Source organism: Gillisia sp. CAL575 (genome assembly GCF_000403785.1).
Classification (GTDB): domain Bacteria; phylum Bacteroidota; class Bacteroidia; order Flavobacteriales; family Flavobacteriaceae; genus Gillisia.
In genome coordinates, this window is record NZ_APHJ01000018.1 from 46,271 (window position 1) to 65,819 (window position 19,549).

Below are 19,549 nucleotides of genomic sequence, written 5' to 3' on the forward strand. Positions count from 1 at the left end.
TAACAGAGGTCTGCCCATTTCGTTCGGGCGGACTTGCCTCGAATTTTTAAAAAGTTTTTCCCCATTCATACCTCGTGGGACTGCCCAATATTTTAAGGAGGGCATTCCCCGAAAATCTTGGTTTAGGCCATAGTTGCTAATTCCCTGTTGGAAATTGTATTGCCATATAACCTTTTATATTCTACTTTTTTCTCGATAGACTTTACGATGACATCACTAAAATCTGGTAATCCAATTTCCTTAAAATGATCAAGGCCACCAGGACTCAAAACATTTATCTCAATTAATTTATCTTTCACTATATCTAAACCAACGAAGAATAATCCATCCCTAATTAATTTTGGTGCTGTGATCTCAATTATTTTTTTCATAGCATCTGTAAGCGGACTGCTATCTGCTGATGCTCCTTGAGAAAAATTACTACGGAATTCACCCTTTCCAGCAACACGACGAATTATACCATAAGTACCATCTTTTTCCATCACCCTACCATTCATAAGTAAAACACGAACATCTCCATCTTTAACTGCAGGAAGGAACTCTTGTGCAATCACATATCCTTGTTGGGTTATATTTTCTATTATTTGGTTTAAATTCTTTTCATTTTTGTCTATCAAATACACATCTCTTCCACCAGATCCTTCCAGTGGCTTTAAAACCATTTTCTTTTTATGCTTCTCGAAAAAATCTAAAATATCTTCTTTTTTTCTAGTGATTAGGGAAGCCGGCTTAATACTGCTTGGGAGCTCTTCAAAATAGAGTTTATCTATAAATGCATTAGATAAGGCATAGGCATCATTTAAAACAAGCACTCCTTCTTGTTGTATCATTCTTCCAAATGCAACTCCAGCTTGTTCTGCCCATTGTCTAGAACTACCTTCTTCAGTAGGATTATTTCTAATGAATAACACGTCCAGATCTTTTGCGACAATTGTCTTTTTTTTAGACTTATCACTTTGTAATAATTCCAAATATTCTTCTGGAGATTTTGGATCGTCATTTTTTGAAATAGACACACTATTAATGCTTATTGACTCATCATGTTTGAAGTTGAAGTCTCCAACTCCCATCATATGTACTTCATGCTTTCTTTTTAAAGCTTCAAACATAATATACATAGTGGTACCACAGGTTTCTGTGTCAATACCATTTACTACAAAACATATTTTCATTTGGTTATCATTTGCGAGATGGGAAGCCCTTCTCTAATTAAATTAATTCTTTTAGCTGATTCCTCATTAATGAGATAACTTGGGCGTAATGCGCCACTTTTAAGGACTTTTCTATCTGTTAATTCTTGTATGATCTTGGTGTGTTTTAAGGCGAATTTACCCGCAAGTAAAGATTCATAGTCACCGCCTTCTTGGAGGTATTTTCTTAGATCTACCAACCCCTTTAAATAAATTATATCTTTTAAAAACCCTCCTCCTTGCATAATTCTGGAAGTAATGTTGAAAGCTCTTTCTGAAGAAAAATCATAAGTAAGAGTAAGCAGCCTAAAGATCTCTTGAAAATCGCCTCCTTGTGTAACGGCTTCTCCGGCAACTACCCTTCCCGCGAGTGTTCTAAGTCTGTTTGGAGTTAGTGCATCTACAAGGTATTCAGACATTACAGCCAATCCTTCCTGAAGGGGATCGTAATCTGCAAGTCCTATACTTAATTGTTTCAAAGGTTGTTGTAAGCCATTATGATAAGTAAGCACGTGGGTACCAACTTCATGTTGAATAAGGCCTCGTGCATCAATTTCACTTAATCTATAATCTTCTGGAATATATAATTCACCTTGGGAGACCATCATAATATTCACATCTTTTCGGATGTGAACTTTACATTTAAAATTTTCATCTTGATTTCTGAATAGGTCAAATTCTCTTCTAGCGAGACTGCTAAAAGCTTTGCAATCCAATATTTTATCGGCCTCAGTGTTCTCTACTTCAGGTATGTTCTCAAGAATTTTTTTGGCTTCACTACATAAATGAGGGTCTAGTCCTTGATATAACCTAACACTATCATATAGGAAATTCTTAGTTCCACGTTCACTTAACATGGTTATTTGCTGATCTAATTCCTCTCTTTTTTCTCTGAAGAGATAAGACATTGCAGGATCATCCACGTCTTCAATTTTTAGATTATAGAGTTTGCGTTTAAGTACATCAGGATCTATTGGCAGCAATCGGTAGTGATAATCAAGTAATTTCTCATGCTTACTTTTAAAAAAAGTCTCCTTAATATCATGAATATTCATTGGAGAGACTAACCACAGAAACTGATATGATTTTTCAATGTCTGCAAGCTTTTTGTCGATCTCAAAAACTTTATCTTTTAAATATTTTCTTCCAAGTGCATTATAGCTTGCCACACCGCACGAAGTTTGCACCCTTATATAATCAAAAATTGCAATGTGTACAGCTCTATTTATAAAATCTCTGAAGTTTCTAAAGAACACCGGATAAGTTTTAAAATTTTCATCACGGTAAATAGGTGGGATCTCCAGACCTAAAACTAATGCACCACATTGTTTAGCTTCTTCAACACTTAAAAGCTCTATTTGGCCCTCTGCTTGTCTATGAGAAGTGTCTTTGATCTCGGTCTTTAAGTAAATCCCGGAAAAGCTTGAATTAATTGTTTCTAATTCCTCCTTCAATACTTTTAGAGTTGTTGGTAGTTTTTTTTCAGGACCTTTTATTATGAAACTTTTACTAGACGGATCTCCAGAATATAATTCCAGCAATAAATAACTCTTATACTTTGTAGATAACAAATTTGATAACTCAAATAACAATTTGTGATATCCACTAAAATCAGAAGTACCAATTATTAGATATGAAGATTCACTAATGACCATTCTATATGTTTCTGGATCATTTGGTATCTCCCTATAAATTATTAAATATGGAAGTTCTTTTTCTATATGCAAAACGCCTCCTCCAGGAAGAGAGGCATTAATTTCCATTTCATTATCAACAACTGTTAATATTAGCTTAATCGATTTTTCGGATAAATCTGATATTTCGGTTAAGTCTGAAGTCATAAATTCAAATAAATTAATTGATTAATAAATCAAAAACCTTTTATTATTAAGGGTTTACAATGGATTTATAGAATTTTGTATTATTAAATTTAGAAATTAATAAAAGCTTAATACCCCTTTGGGAGCACTTTGACATTTCTTTATGACATTTCGGATAATTTAAAATGATCAAAACTCCTAAAGGCTTAGCAACTTCTTAATTTTTACAGAATACTAAAAGTAGAGAAGAGTTTAATCATTGTTCCAAAATTCAGTTTAAAATTTCGGGTTCAGCTTGCCGCTAAGGCTAATTGGTAGAAGAACTAATAATCTAAAGAAAACAGCACAATAGTATTATATAATACGTTATTTTAAGTGTTGAATGCCATTATTAGATTGAATATTTGCATATAATCTTAAAAATGGAATTATGAAAGTTAAATGGTAAGGGGTCATGCCAGCCGTTACTACAAAATTTACTGCTGATGATAAGTTAGATCTCGAGATATTTAAAAATAATATCAATGCTCATTTGGATGCCGGGGTGAATGGTATCATTCTAGGAGGAACATTAGGAGAGGCGAGTACGCTACTACCAGAGGAGAAGCGTGATCTTACAAGATTTTCTAAAGAAATAGTTGGTGACCGCATTCCCGTGATCATGAACATTGCGGAACAAACTACTAAGGGAGCTATTAAAGCCGCTGAAATTGCTGAGTAGGATGGAGCTTCTGGTCTTATGATGCTTCCACCAATGCGATACTTAGCAGATGATAGAGAAACTGTGGAATATTATAGGGAAACTGCCAAGAGCACTTCGCTTCCAATTAAGGTTTATAATAATCCGGAGGATTATAAAATTCAAGTTAGCCTTGATATGTTCGAAGAATTGCTGAAACAGGATAACATTCAGGCAGTAAAAGAATCTACTCGTGATGTTTCAAATGTTAACAGAATAATTAATCGGTTTGATGACAGACTAAAAGTTTTAACATGTGTTGATACCCTCGCCATGGAAAGTCTTTGAAATAGGAGTTTTGTAGATAGACTTATGCCAATATCGGCATTATTTGTGCAGCCTAAAACCTTTATCTATATCAAAGAGAAAGAATATGCCCATAGAAAATATTCCTGAAATTTATTTTCAGAATGAAAAGACCTGTCAAGACTTATTCGTCTACGATTTCAAAATGACTAGCGATGTTGTTAAAAGCAAGGTCAATTTAAGCATGAATATGTTTAGCTTTCTACAAGTGGGTAAAAAGCAAGTTCATTTTGCCAATACCTCTATGGCAGTAAATAATAAACAATCTATACTGCTCAAAAAAGGAAATTGGTTGTGGACAGAATTATTGGATACGGAAGCTATTTATTTTTGTAAGCTCTTCTTTTTTTCTGAAAAGAAACTCACCGATTTTCTAAGTAAGTATACTAACGATGTAAAGCCATATAAGGAAGATGTGCCGTATTTTGTAATTGAGAATGATGATTACATATCATCTTTTATAAACTCTTTATCATCTATTGCCTTGGCAGAGCATAGTTATACTGATGCTTTGTTATTTTTGAAATTCGAAGAAATTATGTTGTATTTACTAAATAAATACGGATCTAGTTTTGAATATTATTTACACTCTTTAATCTCCAAAGAGATTTCTCCATTTAAAAATGTAGTAGAAAGCAATGTAAATTCCAATTTGAAATTAGAGGAAATCGCATTTTTATGTAATATGAGTCTATCCACCTTTAAGCGACATTTTACAAACGAATATAACGAACCTCCTGGAAAATGGCTGCAAGATAAGCGCTTACAAAAAGCTAAAGAATTGTTACAAGGCGGGGAATTAAAAGCTTCAGATATATACTTAGATATTGGCTATAACAACCTGTCTAACTTCAGTGTAGCCTTTAAAAATAAGTTCGGATTTAGTCCAACAGATATTTCGAAATAAAATAAATTCTTAAATCTGAGCTACTAATTTTTCTTTCGTTATTTTATTCACAACTAATGAAATAGCGCCGTCGCCAGTAACATTACAAGCAGTACCAAAACTATCCATAGCGATATATAGGGCTATCATTAGGCCAATCATCTCTTCATTAAAACCTAACATAGATTGTATGAGCCCTACGGCAGCCATAATCGCGCCTCCTGGAACCCCTGGAGCAGCAATCATAGCGATTCCCAGCACAAAAATAAATCCCGCAAAGAGTGTAAAACTAAAGGGCATTCCTTGTAAAATCATTAATGCCATTGCACAAGCGGTGATTTTCATGATACTACCAGATAAGTGTATGGTAGCACATAAAGGAATGACAAAGCCTGCAATTTTTTCTGAAACCCCATTCTTTAAGCTTTGTTCTAAAGTAACCGGAATGGTAGCTGCAGATGATTGTGTCCCTAGGGCCGTAAAGTAAGCGGGCATCATTGTAGCTAATAATTTAATGGGATTTTTCTTTGTAATCACTCCTGCAATAGTGTATTGAAGCAATAGTAGTAATACGTGTAAGGCGAAAATGACTCCAATAATACTTATAAAAATGGATAGGATTGAAAATACTTGCCCACTGAAAGACATACTTGTAAATATGCCTAAAATAAATAGCGGTAAAAGAGGAACAATAACGTTTTCTATTAATTGCATGACAATCTTTTCAAAATCTTTAACTACAAGTTTCAAACTTGATTTTTCTTGATAAGAAAGTCCTAAACCAATAACAAATGCTAGTACCAATGCCGTCATGACATCTAATACTGGCGGAATGTTGATACTAAAATAGGGCGTTAATTCACGGCCAGAATCAGCAATTTGAGCGGCATTATTAACGTGAGTTTCTAAAAGTTGTGGAAATATGTTGGACGCTGTAAAGTACGTCATAAACCCTGAAAACAGGGTCGAACCATAAGCTATAGCAGCAGTGAGCAATAATAGTTTCCCTGCGCCTTTACCTAAATCAGAAATGGCTGGCATTATTAATCCCATTATAATTAACGGAATGGAGCAATTTAAAAATTGTCCAAAAAACGCATTAAAGGTGCTAAATATTCGGTTGATGGATTCTGGTAAATACTGGCCGAAAACAATACCTAATACGATGGCAAGAAAAACTTTAAATAGTAAATTGGAAAATAAGCGCTTCATAATATATGCTAATTAAAAAAACATTAAATGTCTTCCTGTAGGTTATTTTTAAGTTCGCTAATATACAGCCAAAGTGAGGATCGAGCTTTTTATGGCAGGCCTTTTTTTTTATTAATAAGCTGCCAAAGCTATTATCTTAGTTCTTAGATTTCTACTCTTTTTTCAAGGAGAACTTATTGGGGTTTAGCGCACATACTATTGCAATATAGGTTGTTGGAGATATATGCTAACAACCTGTCTAACTTCAATGTAGCCTTTATAAATAAGTTCGGATTTAGTCCAACAGATCTTTCCGAATAAAATCTTACAATTATAAAATGCTAGTAATCAGAGTTTTAAACATATTTAAAAACCCTCTCTTCATAATAATCTATACATTGACCTGTTTTCATAAGTTATTGAACCGTATCAATAAATAAGAAAGAGACATCCCAATATATATTTGCACTGTAATTACACATTGCTTGTTTTTGCAAGCAATAATTAGAATTAAATTTAAATATATAATTATGGCAAATGTAACTAAACCCGTATTCAAAGAAAGATATGGGAACTTTATTGGCGGTAAATTCGTTGCTCCTGTAAAAGGTGAATATTTCGATAACGTATCTCCAGTAGATGGTAAAGTATTTACTCAAGCTGCACGTTCTACGCAAGAGGATATCGATCTTGCTTTAGATGCAGCACACGAAGCCTTTCCATCTTGGAGCACATCTTCTGCAACCGATCGTAGTAATATGCTATTAAAGATTGCTCAAGTAATGGAGGATAACCTTGAATACCTAGCAACTTTAGAGACTATCGATAATGGGAAACCAATTCGTGAAGCTCGTGCAGCAGATATCCCTTACTGTATTGATCATTTTCGTTATTTCGCAGGTGTTATTCGTGCAGATGAAGGAAGTATTTCTGAACATGACAAAAACACTTTAAGCATCGTTTTAAACGAGCCTGTTGGAGTTGTTGGTGAAATTATCCCTTGGAACTTCCCAATGTTAATGCTAGCTTGGAAAATTGCTCCAGCTTTAGCTGCGGGTTGTACTGCTGTTGTTAAACCAGCAGAACAAACTCCTACCAGTGTTATAGCATTAATGGAACTTATTGGTGACATTTTACCTGCAGGAGTATTAAACATCGTAACTGGTTTTGGTGCAGAAGCTGGGCAAGCTTTAGCAACGTCTAAACGTATTGCAAAACTTTCATTTACTGGTTCAACTGAAACAGGTCGAAAAGTTTTACACAATGCAGCTGAAAACATTATTCCTGTAACAATGGAACTAGGTGGAAAGTCACCAAACATTTTCTTCCCTTCTGTAGCAGATCAAGATGACGAATTCTTTAGCAAAGCTATTGAAGGAGCGTTAATGTTTGCACTTAATCAAGGAGAAATTTGTACGACTCCATCCCGTATTCTAGTTCACGAAGATATTGCTGATCTTTTTATCGAAAGAATGCAAGCACGTTTAGAGTTAGTTAAAAAAGGAAATCCACTTGATCCAGAAACAATGATTGGTTCTCAAGTGTCTAAAGCACAATTCGATAAAATCTTAGGTTATATCAATATAGGGAAAGAAGAAGGAGCTACAGTATTAGCTGGTGGAGACGCTGGTAACTACGATGGTGATATTTCAGATGGGTATTATATCCAACCTACAGTATTGAAAGGGGATAACAAGATGCGTGTATTCCAAGAAGAGATTTTTGGACCAGTTGCAGCTTTAACAACATTCAGTACTACTGAGGAAGCTATTGCTATCGCAAACGATACTCCTTACGGTTTAGGTGCCGGTGTTTGGTCTCGTGATGCTCACGAATTATTCCAAGTTCCTCGTGCAATTAAAGCAGGTAGAGTTTGGGTAAACCAATACAATACGTATCCTGCACACGCTCCGTTTGGTGGTGTTAAAGAATCAGGATTCGGTCGTGAAAACCATAAAATGGCTTTAGATCATTACCGTGTTGTAAAAAACATGTTGATCTCTTACGACAAGAAACCGGTTGGATTCTTTTAAATAAGACTTAAACAAAAAGTTTGTAATAAAACCCCGGTGATGCCGGGGTTTTGTTTGTTACTGATACCGCATGGATCCTTCCTCCAATTCTGGATCTGGCATCCAGAATTTTAAAGGGAATCCCATCTTGTTTTAATCGGTAGGCTATAAGAAGGCCGGATAGTCCTGCTCCAAGTATTATTATCATTCTGTAAAAATAAGGAAGCCGGGACTACTTATTCTCTGCTATGACATAAAGTAAAACTAAAGGTTTCCATAATTCAAAAAAAGCAAACTTATAAGTTTACTTTAGATGTAATTCAAATTTAATCCAACTAGGAATTAAGCAACTAATGTAATAGTTGCTACTAGTTATTTTCCTACTAATGTCAACGCAGGCCTAATTGATTGATTAAGGATGTTTAAAATAGCTTTTTCACTCTCCTGCGATTTAAAGATCTGATATGTTTAAATTATTATTTTCTACTGAAGATTTAAAGAATTGGTAGTAATTGGTTTATATTAAAGGTTTGGAATTGGTTTTTTGATAATGTGCAATTTTAAGCTGAAACATTTCTGCCATTTTATTTGCACGCCATCGGGCTTCTTCTGCTTTTTCTCCAGAGAATAGTTCATCCAGAGTTTTAAAGAATAATTCCAACCATCTGTCAAAATGTTTTTTGCTTACAGGCAGGTTCATGTGAGGCATAAATGGAGCGCCATAATAAGTATGTTCCTCCAAAAGAACTGTTTGCCAAAAACTGTACATTTTCTCCAAATGTTTTGGCCATTAGTTTTTTATCACTTTATTAAAAACAGCTGCCAGTAGCTCATCCTGCTGAACTTTAGCATAGAAGCTATCTACAAGGAGTTTTATGTCGTCTAGATCTAAGATTTCTTTTTGCATTGAACTTGATTTTAAATTCTCCTGAAAGGAATTTGATTTTTAAAACTAGCAGGGGTGTTTTCGAAACAAATATTTATCTTTTTAAAAAGGTAAGCCCAACTTCCAAGCCTTCGGTTAATTCAAAAAGACTGGTATTTTGCAACATCTTTTTAAGTTCATCCCGAATTACCACAAATTTATCATGCAAAGGGCAGGGTTTATTAGCATTACATTCATTAAAACCTAAGGCACAACCTTTATAAACAGAATCCCCATCTATTGCATAAACAATATCTGCTAACTTAATAGATTCGATCCTATCTTTCTGAATTTGAAATCCACCGGATGGTCCCTTGGCAGATACCAAAATATCATTCTTGGCCAATTGGTGTAATATCTTTGCGGTAAATGCCATTGGAGAATCTATTTCACTTGAAATCTCCTTTAGGCTAACACGTTTTTCTTCCAGAGATTTTAGTGCTATATATGTACTGGCTTTAATGCCATATTCGCAAGCTTTTGAAAACATTCTTATAGGATTGTGGTATGGTCAAAGATATAGTATTTTATTATTTCGGACAAAATTATCATAAATAAGAAATATTATTTTTCTTGATTATTAAGGCTTTTTACTTTCAGAAATATTCATAATCAAAGAGAAGAGAGAATACTAATGAAGAACACGCTAAATTTCAGCAAATTCAGGACTTAAGCCTTGAAGTTAAATTTTTCACCAGTAAAATACCAATGCTAATTGGGATTAATGCGCTAATCCCTACCAGGAGAAGAGGCTGTTCCGGAATAGCCGGCCATCTTAACCAGAGACGTACGCCATTATAAAATATAAGAAATTCAGAAATAATAAATCCAAAAAGATAAAGCGAAATTAAGTAGCCATTAAGTTTTATTAATTTAAAATGTTCCAGAAAAGCCAGCAGGCACAAGCTTACTACTCCTAAAAATGTCCAGTGAAGATAACCAATCACAAAATCCTTGTAATTAAAGGCCAGATCGGCGAAATAGGGGAGTGCACTAATTAGCTGAAAAAGAATTTTCACAACTAATAATAGTCCGCTAAGTTTTAAAAGCTTCCGAACATTGGGAGAGAGTTTTTGTTTAAGCAGAGGCCATGAACTTTTAATAATTCTGAAAAAATAGAGGAAAGCCACAACCTGTATTATTGCGCCCAAAGCTGCCAGGATATAAAAAATGATTGGAGGCTTGGTCCACAAAACAGAAAGAAAAAGACTTAAAATTATGCTGAGGTTGAGGAGATAAAAAAAGACATTAAACCTTTTCTTATCAATCTTTACAGGAAGTTGTTCGATCAAATAAAACAGAATTCCTATTAATGCAAGAATAAACCAGCCGTTATATTGAAAATGTAAGTAAAAATAAATGGCAAGCTTATACCAAATAGAAGCACTTCCCAAGGTAGACATAATGCCTCCCACGGCCCATGGCCCAATACTAGAAATAAGCATATACCAGATTGAAGCCTTTATGCACACATAAGACAGCGTGTTCTTAAATTTTATTGGAATATGTTTAAAAATAAACCAACCCATCCAATAACTGGCAATTAAAAAAAGTGTAGAGAAAATGATCGAAAACAAGGCATATCCTTGAAAAGGAAAGCTGATTAGCATTCCCAGGACACAGATATTCGTAAACCAAATGATAAGTTTATAGCTTCTGATTTTTTCGACTTCAGAAAAGTAGAGCTTATAAATAAGAGTGATCAAAGCTATATACACCCAGCCTAATAGTGCAACATGAGAATGTGCATGTACTATAAACCTAAAATCTGCAGGAATTGGAAATATAAAAAATAGTCTCAAAAGAACCCCCATTAAACCCACTAGAAGGAAATAGGCAAGGGCAATATTTGTATGTTTTTTTACAAGTTGCACAAATAGATAAAATTATTAGGGTTATAGCTTTTACCTATAAAAAGAGGCAGTTTTAATTCGTGTAAATTACAAGCTTTATCTTTACCATGTAATTTGGATTATAAATTGAAACTCCCGCTTTCATTATAAAGTTTATTCCATCTTAAGGGAAATATTTGTTAATGATTATGGTTTATACTAGCACATGTTTTTCTATTGTGAGTTCCATAATTTCTGAATTAAAATGAACAGGAAAAATTTCTTTCGAAATTTTTCCTGTTCAAATGTTAAACTTCAACCGGTTCTTTAATTTTTAATTTGTCCTTTGAAATCCTCTTATTCATAACGGGTGTGTGATGAACCTTATTTTTATTTCTAAGTGTAAGATCAAATACAAAATAACAAAGACTAAGCATACCCACAGCAAAAATAACATCTCCTATGGTACGCAGCCATTTTAAAGTGATCATATCCGGGTCCTGCATTAATTCTGAAGAACGGGCATACCACATTCCGTGTTCTATACTCGCAATTGCCTGCCAGATTCCCATTGGTAAAAGGCTTAATAATGCCATTGCCAATAATCCGATGTTAAGTGACCAAAAGGTGATTTTTAAAAGTTTGTCGTTCCAGGAAACGTTTCGGTATAAACTTCTCAATACAAAAAGCATCAACCCAATTCCCAACATTCCATAAACCCCAAATAATGCGGTATGAGAGTGAAGCGGAGTTGTATTTAGCCCTTGAACATAATACAAGGCTATTGGCGGATTGATTATAAATCCGAAGATACCTGCGCCAAGGAAATTCCAAAAGGCTACAGCGATCATAAAATAGATAGGCCACTTGTAATCATTGATCCATTTGGTAGCTTTGGATAATTTATAATTATGATAGGCTTCATATCCAATCAAGGTTAATGGAACTACTTCCAGTGCACTGAAGGTCGCACCTAATGCCATAATTGCTTTAGGTGTTCCTGCGAAATATAGATGATGGAAGGTTCCCAAAATACCACCAGACATAAATATGATAGTTGCTAAAAGCACATTTAATGTGGCTGTTTTTGTTTTTAACAGTCCTAATCGCACAAAAAGAAAGGCGATAACCACGGTAGCAAATACTTCAAAGAAGCCTTCAACCCAAAGGTGAACTACCCACCATCTCCAATATTCTGCAATGGCTAAATTGGTTTGTCTTCCCCACATTAGTCCGGCTCCATAAAACAATGCAATAGCCGTACAAGAAATCAGGAACATAATGATTAGGTTCTTCTCTTCTGTTTTTCGTTTTAATATTGGCAGCAATGGACGAACCATGAGTGTTAACCATAATAGTAAACCTACCAATAAAAATATCTGCCAAAAGCGGCCCAGATCCACATATTCATAACCCTGATGTCCGAACCAGAAATTGCTAATAAGATCTAGTTTTTGCATTACCCCAAACCATTGCCCGATCATTGACCCAACAACGATGATTAAAAGCGCGATGAACAGAAAATTTACTCCAAATGACTGGAATTTAGGATCTTTTCCCGAAACGGCCGGGGCTATATAAAGTCCTGTTGCCAACCAAGCCGTGGCAATCCAGAAAATAGCAAGTTGTGTATGCCAGGTTCTCGTTACAGCATACGGCAAGTACTGGTCTAAAGCAAATCCATAAAAACCATCGCCTTCCACGCTGTAATGCGCGGTGATAATACCCAGTAACATTTGCAATACCATAAGTAAACTTACTACCCAAAAGTATTTTTTGATGAGATGCATAGAGGGTGTCATACCTTCCTTTAGCAAAGGATCCTCGGTAGGAGCAGGTATGGTTTCGTCTTCCCCGGATTTAACGTGATAGAACACTAAAATCCCAATACAAAGTATAAGGAGTATAATACTCACGCCAGACCAAACCATAAGGTCTGTTGTTGGAACATTACCAACAAGTTCATCTGATGGCCAGTTATGGGTGTAGGATACATTGCTGAAGGGACGTTCGGTTACAGTGGCCCAGGTTGCCCAAAAGAAAAACGCACTCATTTGATCCATTCTCGCATCGTCTTTAATGGCATTTTTTGGAATCGCATAATCAGAACGCAATTTGTCGAAAGCGGGATCATTTGTAAACAACCCCTTATAATAATCACTTAAATAAGTAAAGGCTTCGGCCCTGTTTTGGGAAATGGTTATTTCTCCGGTTGTAGCATTATAAGTATTGGTCCTTAGATCTTTTTGTAAACGGATCTTGAGTGCCGCCTGTTGTTCTTGTGAAACAGCGTTATAGTTTTTATTAAAATCTGCCTGGGCAAATTTATTTAAGATAAAAACAGCTTCCCTGTGTAACCAGTCTGCTGTCCAATCGGGAGCGACATATGCACCGTGTCCCCATATGGTACCTACTTCCTGACCTCCCATACTTTGCCAGACATTTTGCCCGTCTTTGATCTCTTGGCCGGTAAATAATACCTGGCCCTCTGTTGTCACAACCTCTTCGGGAACAGGAGGTGCCTGTTGGTAAATTTCGTATCCGTAATAAAGCAATACGGCGAATGAAAGACTCATAACCAGGCCGAATGCAATCCAAAGCTTTTTTTCTTTAGACATAAAAATATAATTTAAATGAAAAAAATAATTTAATGAGGAAACCGAAAGAGTGATTATTCAGCTTGCCTAATTTGTCATAAAAAAAACCTAACAGGATTTAAAATTCTGTTAGGTTTAATTTAATTTAAAAGATTTACGCATTTTCGATTAGCTCTTTTTCCAGTTCAGTGGAATTTGGGAATAAAATGTTATTTTCTAAATGTATATGCTGGTGAAGATCATTTTCAAATTCCTGAAGCAAAGCATAAGTAACCCGGTAGGTGCTGCAGGCATCTCGAGGCGGAGTATAATTGTTGCTCAACTCATCTATTAGCCTGAAACGTTCGCCCTCATTTTCGTGTTCTGTCATCATCATTTGAATTGGATTCTGCACTGTTCCAAAATGAGGTTTTTCCATTTTACTTCCGTTTTGTTTGGCCTGTACCATTTTTCGGATAGTGGGGAAAAGAATAATTTCTTCCTTCTGCATGTGTGCAGCCAGCTCTCCGGCAGATTTGTTGAAATGATGTGTGATCTCAAACAATTCGGGATGGCGCTCTCCGTGTACCTTACACAATTTTTCAAGATATGCTTTAAGAATGGCTGTTTTTTCTACTACATAGCGATGGTGTTTTTTCTCAATATAATCTGCAAGTAAATCTAAGGGCCAGGTTTTATAATCTACAGTTCCTTCTTTTACTTCCTGCTTAATCGCATTAATTTCGTTTATAAGCACTTGAGGCTCTATTTTACTTTTCTCTGCTGCCTCTTGGATACTCCGGTTTCCTTGACAACAAAAATCTATTTTGTGATTTTTGAAAATTAGTGCTGTGCGGTAGTCTTCTGCTACTATTTGTCCGATTGGTTTTTCTACTAAAGATTCCATATTTCAGAATTTAAATAAATTAATTTTTTTCAAATATCAGCAACCTTTAGAATGCAAAATATGATGCATATCATATAAACGACAAAATTGTCCGAAATAGGAGAGGATTTTAAAAAGGGATAATAATATTATTATATTAAATTTTATGTGAGCGAATTCTTTTCAGTTTTTTAATGATTTCAGCAAAAATGACCTATAATATACTGATATTTAATTATTGTTGAAATGGATCATAGAGGAACAGTAAAAAGAATTATATAATTATTCAACAAAACCTTTGAACTTAACACTGGGATATGGTAAAATAAACGTTTATTGAAGAATATTTTCTTTAATATTTGTCACAGGGTATAGTGAAACTGAGGGATAAGCTTACTCAGGTTAGAAACCTGACAGAACTACAAAAAGATAATTCAAATGACTGAGAATGCTTCAAAGGAAGGTACGTAAATGATTTTTCGGTAAAAATGACTAGCCATATTGAGAAGATGATTCATCAAAAATATCAAAAGGTGCCGAACTGAATAAAGTGAAAGAAAATTCAACAAAGTAGTGAAGGTATTTGTTGAGGATTATTTCGACTATGCTTATACCGTTGAATTTGTAATAATATTAAGGGACTCGGTATTAGATGTAAATAAAATAAAATATCAGATTTATATTTATGTGCTATTTTAATTTAGGACTTTATAAGATTACTTTATAGCATCAAAGACTCCCCATTTATGGTGTAATTATCTGTAGTATTAAAAACATTCAATAATTCAGATTCGTCATGTCAATGTCGGGACAGGCTCACAGAGTTGTTGCTATATTTTTTAAATGGAATCTATTTCCCTCTTTGAGTGTGTTTTCTCCACTTATAGTATTACCACTAACAAGTTTTAAAATCAATTTTTTAAAATATGTTTGTCGCAAATTAATTATCTCTAAAAGTTTCTGAGAACGAATACAATCAAATGGAATGAACTATCTAAAATAATATTAAGCATCGATTTGTGTGCGTAAAGTGTGCGTTTTCAATAAAAATTTGCAGTTAAAAATTCTCTTAAAATAAAAAAACCCCGTAAGTACGGGGTTTTTAGCGTGATCGCGCCAGGATCATCTTATTTTTAGAAACCCCTGTGTTTACTGGGATTTTTGAGGTGTTTTATTTCTTTGTTGACCGATTTGTGAACTTTTTTTTAAAATACTTTTCGTCTAATACTAAATATATGAATTTGTAATCATTTGTACAAGTAGGATCAAAAAATAAATTCAAGTTTAAATATGTAGGGGATTTAGTTAATTCTAATTAATTATTTACCTAGTTAAAAATGGAATTAACGATAAAATTTAAAATAGGAATAAATCAAGTTTCCAAAATTGGAACATATTTTATAAATAAGTGTAAATTTTTTTATTAGGGCTCTATTTTTAGAATTTAAATTCTAAAAATAAAAAATTTCAATATCATTTTTTTTAATAAATTTATAATAATCAATGATTTACAAAATTCCTGTTTAAGTTTATTTCCTTTCTCCCCCATAATAATATCTATTTTTCCCAATAGAAAGGTATATAGATTTTAGTTGAATTTACCGTCATTTATAAATGGATAGTTTGTTCGTCTACAGTTATCATTTTTCAAAATTAATTTAGTGTTCTGACTTTCAATTATATAATATGTTTGGAGCTAAGAATTTTCCGGTTTATCGCCAGCTCGATCAGATGGACTGTGGTCCCACCTGCCTAAAAATAATTACAGATTTTTATGGAGGAAATTATAATCTGAATTATCTAAGAGAAATATCTTGTCTTCAAAAAGGAGGTGTGTCTCTGGCAGGTCTTTCAAATGCCTTAAAAAGAATAGGAATGGATTCTATAGGAATTAAGGCAACTGTTCAGGAGCTTCTTCATGAAGTGCCGCTCCCTGCAATCGCTCATTGGTCAAACAATCATTTTTTGGTAGTTTACAGAACAGATAAAAGGAATGTTTTTGTATCTGATCCTGCTCTAGGATGTATGAAATACTCTCATGCTGAATTTCGGAATAGCTGGGTAGAAGAAAATAATGAAGGCGTATTGCTCTTGGCTGAACCTAATCAAAATTTTTCTATACAAGATTTAGAAGATAACAAAGCACAGGGGTTAGGATTTCTAATTGATTATCTGAAACCATATAAAAAATATATCTACCAGATTTTTTTAGGATTGTTCATCGCTTCTGTTGTTCAGTTAATATTACCTTTTCTAACTCAAAGCATCGTCGATTACGGTATTAATTACGAGAATATTGATTTTATATCCCTCATCGTTATAGCACAGCTTTTTTTATTTCTTGTCAGATCTGCTTCAGGAATAATCAGGGATTGGATATTGTTACATATTGGAACTAAGGTTATAATCGCAATGATTTCCGATTACCTTGATAAAATTTTAAAACTTCCCATAGCGTTTTTCGATTCCAAAACTACTGGGGATTTTATGCAGCGCATTTATGATCATCAAAGAATAGAAGAATTTTTAAGTGGAGGATCACTGACGATTCTTTTTGATCTACTTACAATTTTCATTTTTGCCATTATCCTGGGAATTTTTAATACTTCTATTTTTATGATTTTTATTACCGGAATCATTTTGTTTATGGGATGGTCATTGATATTTATGAAGAAAAAGGAGGTGCTAGATCATCAGCTATTCGATTTAAACCGAAAAGACCAATCTTTATTCCTTCAAATAATATTAAGTGTGCTGGAAATCAAACTAAATAATTCTGAGGAAAGAAGAAAATCTGAATGGAGAATCAACCAAGCCCAGCTTTTTGGGCTGCAATCAAGTATTTTGATAGTAGATCAGGCACAAATTAATGGAGGTAAATTTATAAATGAATTTACGAGTATCCTTATAATATTCTGGTCAGCAAAGGCTGTAATAGCTGGAGAAATTAGCTTAGGAACTATGCTGGCGATTCAATTTATCGTGGGAAGTTTATATGTTCCAATTTCAAACAGCATGGATTTCCTTGTCGGGTACCAAAGAGCTAGACTTTCTTTAGATAGGTTATCCGAAATTCATAATCAAGAACCTGAAGTTAAAAATGCTTATAGCGGATTTTATATGGATCCTGGTGACATAGTGTTTAAAAATGTAAGTTTTAAATTCAATCCCATCAATTCAAGATCTATACTTCATAATATTTCTATAACTATAGCTCAAGGTAAAGTTACTGCCATTGTCGGTGCCAGTGGTTCGGGTAAAACAACACTTCTGAAATTATTACTAAAACTTTATAACCCCATTGAAGGAAAAATTAGCATTGGCGATCAAAATCTTGAGAATATTAAAGCAGATAAATGGAGACAGGTTTGTGGCGCGGTATTACAAGATGGAATACTTTTCAATGATACCATAGAAAGAAACATTACGGAATCTAAATCCCAAGAGCCTGTCAACCAACACGAAATTGATAAAGCAGTGAAACTGGCGAATTTGTCGGATTTCATTGATGAACTGCCTTTTAAATATCAGACTAAAATTGGGGAGCAAGGCCAGCTATTAAGCGGAGGAGAAAAGCAAAGATTACTTATTGCAAGAGCAATTTATAAGAATCCTGATTATCTGTTCTTCGATGAAGCAACGAGCTCCCTAGATGCGGAAAATGAAAAAGTAATTACTGAAAATTTAAATCAGTTTTATAAAAACAAAACTGTAGTCATAATAGCTCATCGATTGTCCACGGTAAAAAATGCGGATCAAATTCTAGTAATGCATAAAGGTAATGTAGTCGAAGAAGGTAATCATCAGGAACTGCTATCACGACAAGGTTTTTATTTCCAATTAATACAGAATCAACTTTAAAATAAATACTATAAAATGTTTAATTCTAATAAAGTTAGAGAGCTTGATAAGGAGCCTGGATGGGTATTACGTAACGGAACTATCTTTATTTTTGTAATGTTAATTCTTGTACTCCTACTTGCTTCCTTCTTCCCGTTTAATGAAGTGGTTGAAGGAAATGTCATGATTACTTCAGATAACCCACCAGCACATATTAAAGCCAAAAATGCCGGAAAGATTTTGGCAATTAATTATAAAGCTGGAGATACGGTTATAAAAGGAGCTATTTTAGGTGAACTAGAAAATAACGGAAAGAGAGAGGATATTCTTTATCTTAAAAATCAACTAAAGAGTTCCTTAGATGAAATTTACTCTCTTGAAGATTTATCAAAAACTTTTTCACCACAACTGCATTTAGGAAGCGATATCCAATTGTATTATAATACTTTTTGGAATAATTATCAGCAATTGATATTAGATGAGTCTCTTCAGGATTTTAATATTTATGATGAACAAATCAAAGCAGAATTAATCAATCAGAAAAATTCAATTCAGAACAAAAAAGAGGAATTAATTACTATGGAAAGAAATCTGGAGGTTTCTCAAAATAATTTTAGTAGATATAAGCAGTTGTTTCAAAAGGGTGTGATATCTCAACTGGATCTGGAAACAACAGAAAAAGAACTTTTAAGTGTACAACGGCAATTTCATTTATTAAAACAAGAAATTAACCAGTTGAAGTTAGAAAATAGCGGATTTCAAAACAAACAAAAACTTACCACTCACAGTTCTATTAGGAATAAAAATAATTTAGAGATGGATTTAGAGCTATCCAGACAAAATTTACTTAATTCCATTACAGAATGGGAAGATAAATATCTTCTAAAAAGCCCTATTGAGGGACGAATTTCATTTTTCGAAGTTTGGGGAGAGTATCAGAATATTACCGAAGGGGAAAACATTTTCACGGTGGTTCCTTTAATTCAGCAAAACTTAATCGGGAAATGTGAAGTTCCATTACGAAATTCTGGTAAACTTAAAGCAGGCCAAAAGGTAAATTTGAAACTTGAAAATTATCCATATCGGGAATGGGGAATGGTAAGAGCGAAGGTGGGATCGATTTCTGAAGTACCTAAAACAGGTAAGAACCCTACATATATTGTTTATCTAGATATTGATCACCTTAAGACATCGTATGGTAAAAATTTGCAATTTCATCAAGAGTTGAAAGGTACTGCTGAAATCTTGCTTAATGAAGTAACAGTTATGGACCGAGTTTTTTTTCAATTTAGGCATTTATGGTCAAATCAGAAATTTTAAATGATAAAGAATGATCTTCTCTTCTC

At 34.0% G+C, this 19,549-nt stretch carries 12 protein-coding genes and 2 pseudogenes; 5 read left to right on the top strand and 9 right to left on the bottom strand.

All coding sequences use genetic code 11. The features are described from left to right. Nucleotides 1–122 precede the first annotated feature (122 nt). The gene (locus I130_RS00665; RefSeq protein ID WP_034917520.1) at nt 123–1,172 is read right to left on the bottom strand and encodes a glutathione synthetase; all 1,050 of its coding nucleotides are present in this window, start codon (nt 1,170–1,172) and stop codon (nt 123–125) included. Then, nucleotides 1,169–3,031 carry a flavohemoglobin expression-modulating QEGLA motif protein gene (locus I130_RS00670; RefSeq protein WP_034917530.1) on the bottom strand — a complete coding sequence of 621 codons (1,863 nt, stop codon included), beginning with the start codon at nt 3,029–3,031 and terminating at the stop codon, nt 1,169–1,171. Before I130_RS00670 ends, I130_RS00665 begins: the two co-directional genes overlap by 4 nt. 433 nt (nt 3,032–3,464) lie before the next feature. Between I130_RS00670 and I130_RS00675 the strand changes: the two are divergent. Both I130_RS00675 and I130_RS00680 read left to right on the top strand, forming a co-directional pair. Next, nucleotides 3,465–4,034 (top strand): annotated as a pseudogene (locus I130_RS00675) (dihydrodipicolinate synthase family protein); the annotation flags it as partial. Between the two features lie 88 nt (nt 4,035–4,122). After that, a complete protein-coding gene (locus tag I130_RS00680) occupies nt 4,123–4,962 on the top strand; it encodes a helix-turn-helix domain-containing protein (protein WP_034917533.1) in 840 nt (279 codons plus the stop codon). Nucleotides 4,963–4,971: 9 nt separating this feature from the next. Here I130_RS00680 and I130_RS00685 read toward each other — a convergent pair whose 3' ends face one another. Next, nucleotides 4,972–6,153, bottom strand: a complete 1,182-nt coding sequence (locus I130_RS00685) for a dicarboxylate/amino acid:cation symporter (RefSeq protein ID WP_034917538.1) — start codon at nt 6,151–6,153, stop codon at nt 4,972–4,974. A gap of 509 nt (nt 6,154–6,662) precedes the next feature. On the opposite strand from I130_RS00685, the gene I130_RS00690 reads away from it, so the two are divergent. Further along, on the top strand, nt 6,663–8,165 hold the full coding sequence (locus tag I130_RS00690) for an aldehyde dehydrogenase family protein (protein WP_034917541.1): 1,503 nt from the start codon (nt 6,663–6,665) through the stop codon (nt 8,163–8,165). A gap of 7 nt (nt 8,166–8,172) precedes the next feature. On the opposite strand, the gene I130_RS00695 is transcribed toward I130_RS00690, so the two are convergent. The 6 genes and pseudogenes from I130_RS00695 to ric form a co-directional block, all read right to left on the bottom strand. Next, nucleotides 8,173–8,352, bottom strand: a complete 180-nt coding sequence (locus I130_RS00695; protein WP_034917544.1) for an NAD(P)-binding protein — start codon at nt 8,350–8,352, stop codon at nt 8,173–8,175. A gap of 309 nt (nt 8,353–8,661) precedes the next feature. Then, nucleotides 8,662–9,051 (bottom strand): annotated as a pseudogene (locus I130_RS00700) (group III truncated hemoglobin). 73 nt (nt 9,052–9,124) lie between these two features. Next, entirely contained in the window at nt 9,125–9,559 is a 435-nt protein-coding gene (locus I130_RS00705; protein WP_034917548.1) for an RrF2 family transcriptional regulator, read from the bottom strand. 172 nt (nt 9,560–9,731) lie between these two features. Beyond that, complete coding sequence (locus I130_RS00710) at nt 9,732–10,871, bottom strand: hypothetical protein (protein WP_232224005.1); 1,140 nt, start codon at nt 10,869–10,871, stop codon at nt 9,732–9,734. A gap of 338 nt (nt 10,872–11,209) precedes the next feature. Beyond that, nucleotides 11,210–13,519, bottom strand: a complete 2,310-nt coding sequence (locus tag I130_RS00715; protein WP_034917555.1) for a nitric-oxide reductase large subunit — start codon at nt 13,517–13,519, stop codon at nt 11,210–11,212. A gap of 133 nt (nt 13,520–13,652) precedes the next feature. Beyond that, complete coding sequence (ric, locus tag I130_RS00720) at nt 13,653–14,384, bottom strand: iron-sulfur cluster repair di-iron protein (protein WP_034917558.1); 732 nt, start codon at nt 14,382–14,384, stop codon at nt 13,653–13,655. Between the two features lie 1,665 nt (nt 14,385–16,049). Between ric and I130_RS00725 the strand changes: the two genes are divergently transcribed. Continuing rightward, nucleotides 16,050–18,224 carry a peptidase domain-containing ABC transporter gene (locus I130_RS00725; protein ID WP_034917562.1) on the top strand — a complete coding sequence of 725 codons (2,175 nt, stop codon included), beginning with the start codon at nt 16,050–16,052 and terminating at the stop codon, nt 18,222–18,224. A gap of 15 nt (nt 18,225–18,239) precedes the next feature. Then, complete coding sequence (locus I130_RS00730; protein WP_034917566.1) at nt 18,240–19,523, top strand: HlyD family secretion protein; 1,284 nt, start codon at nt 18,240–18,242, stop codon at nt 19,521–19,523. Nucleotides 19,524–19,549: the final 26 nt, after the last annotated feature.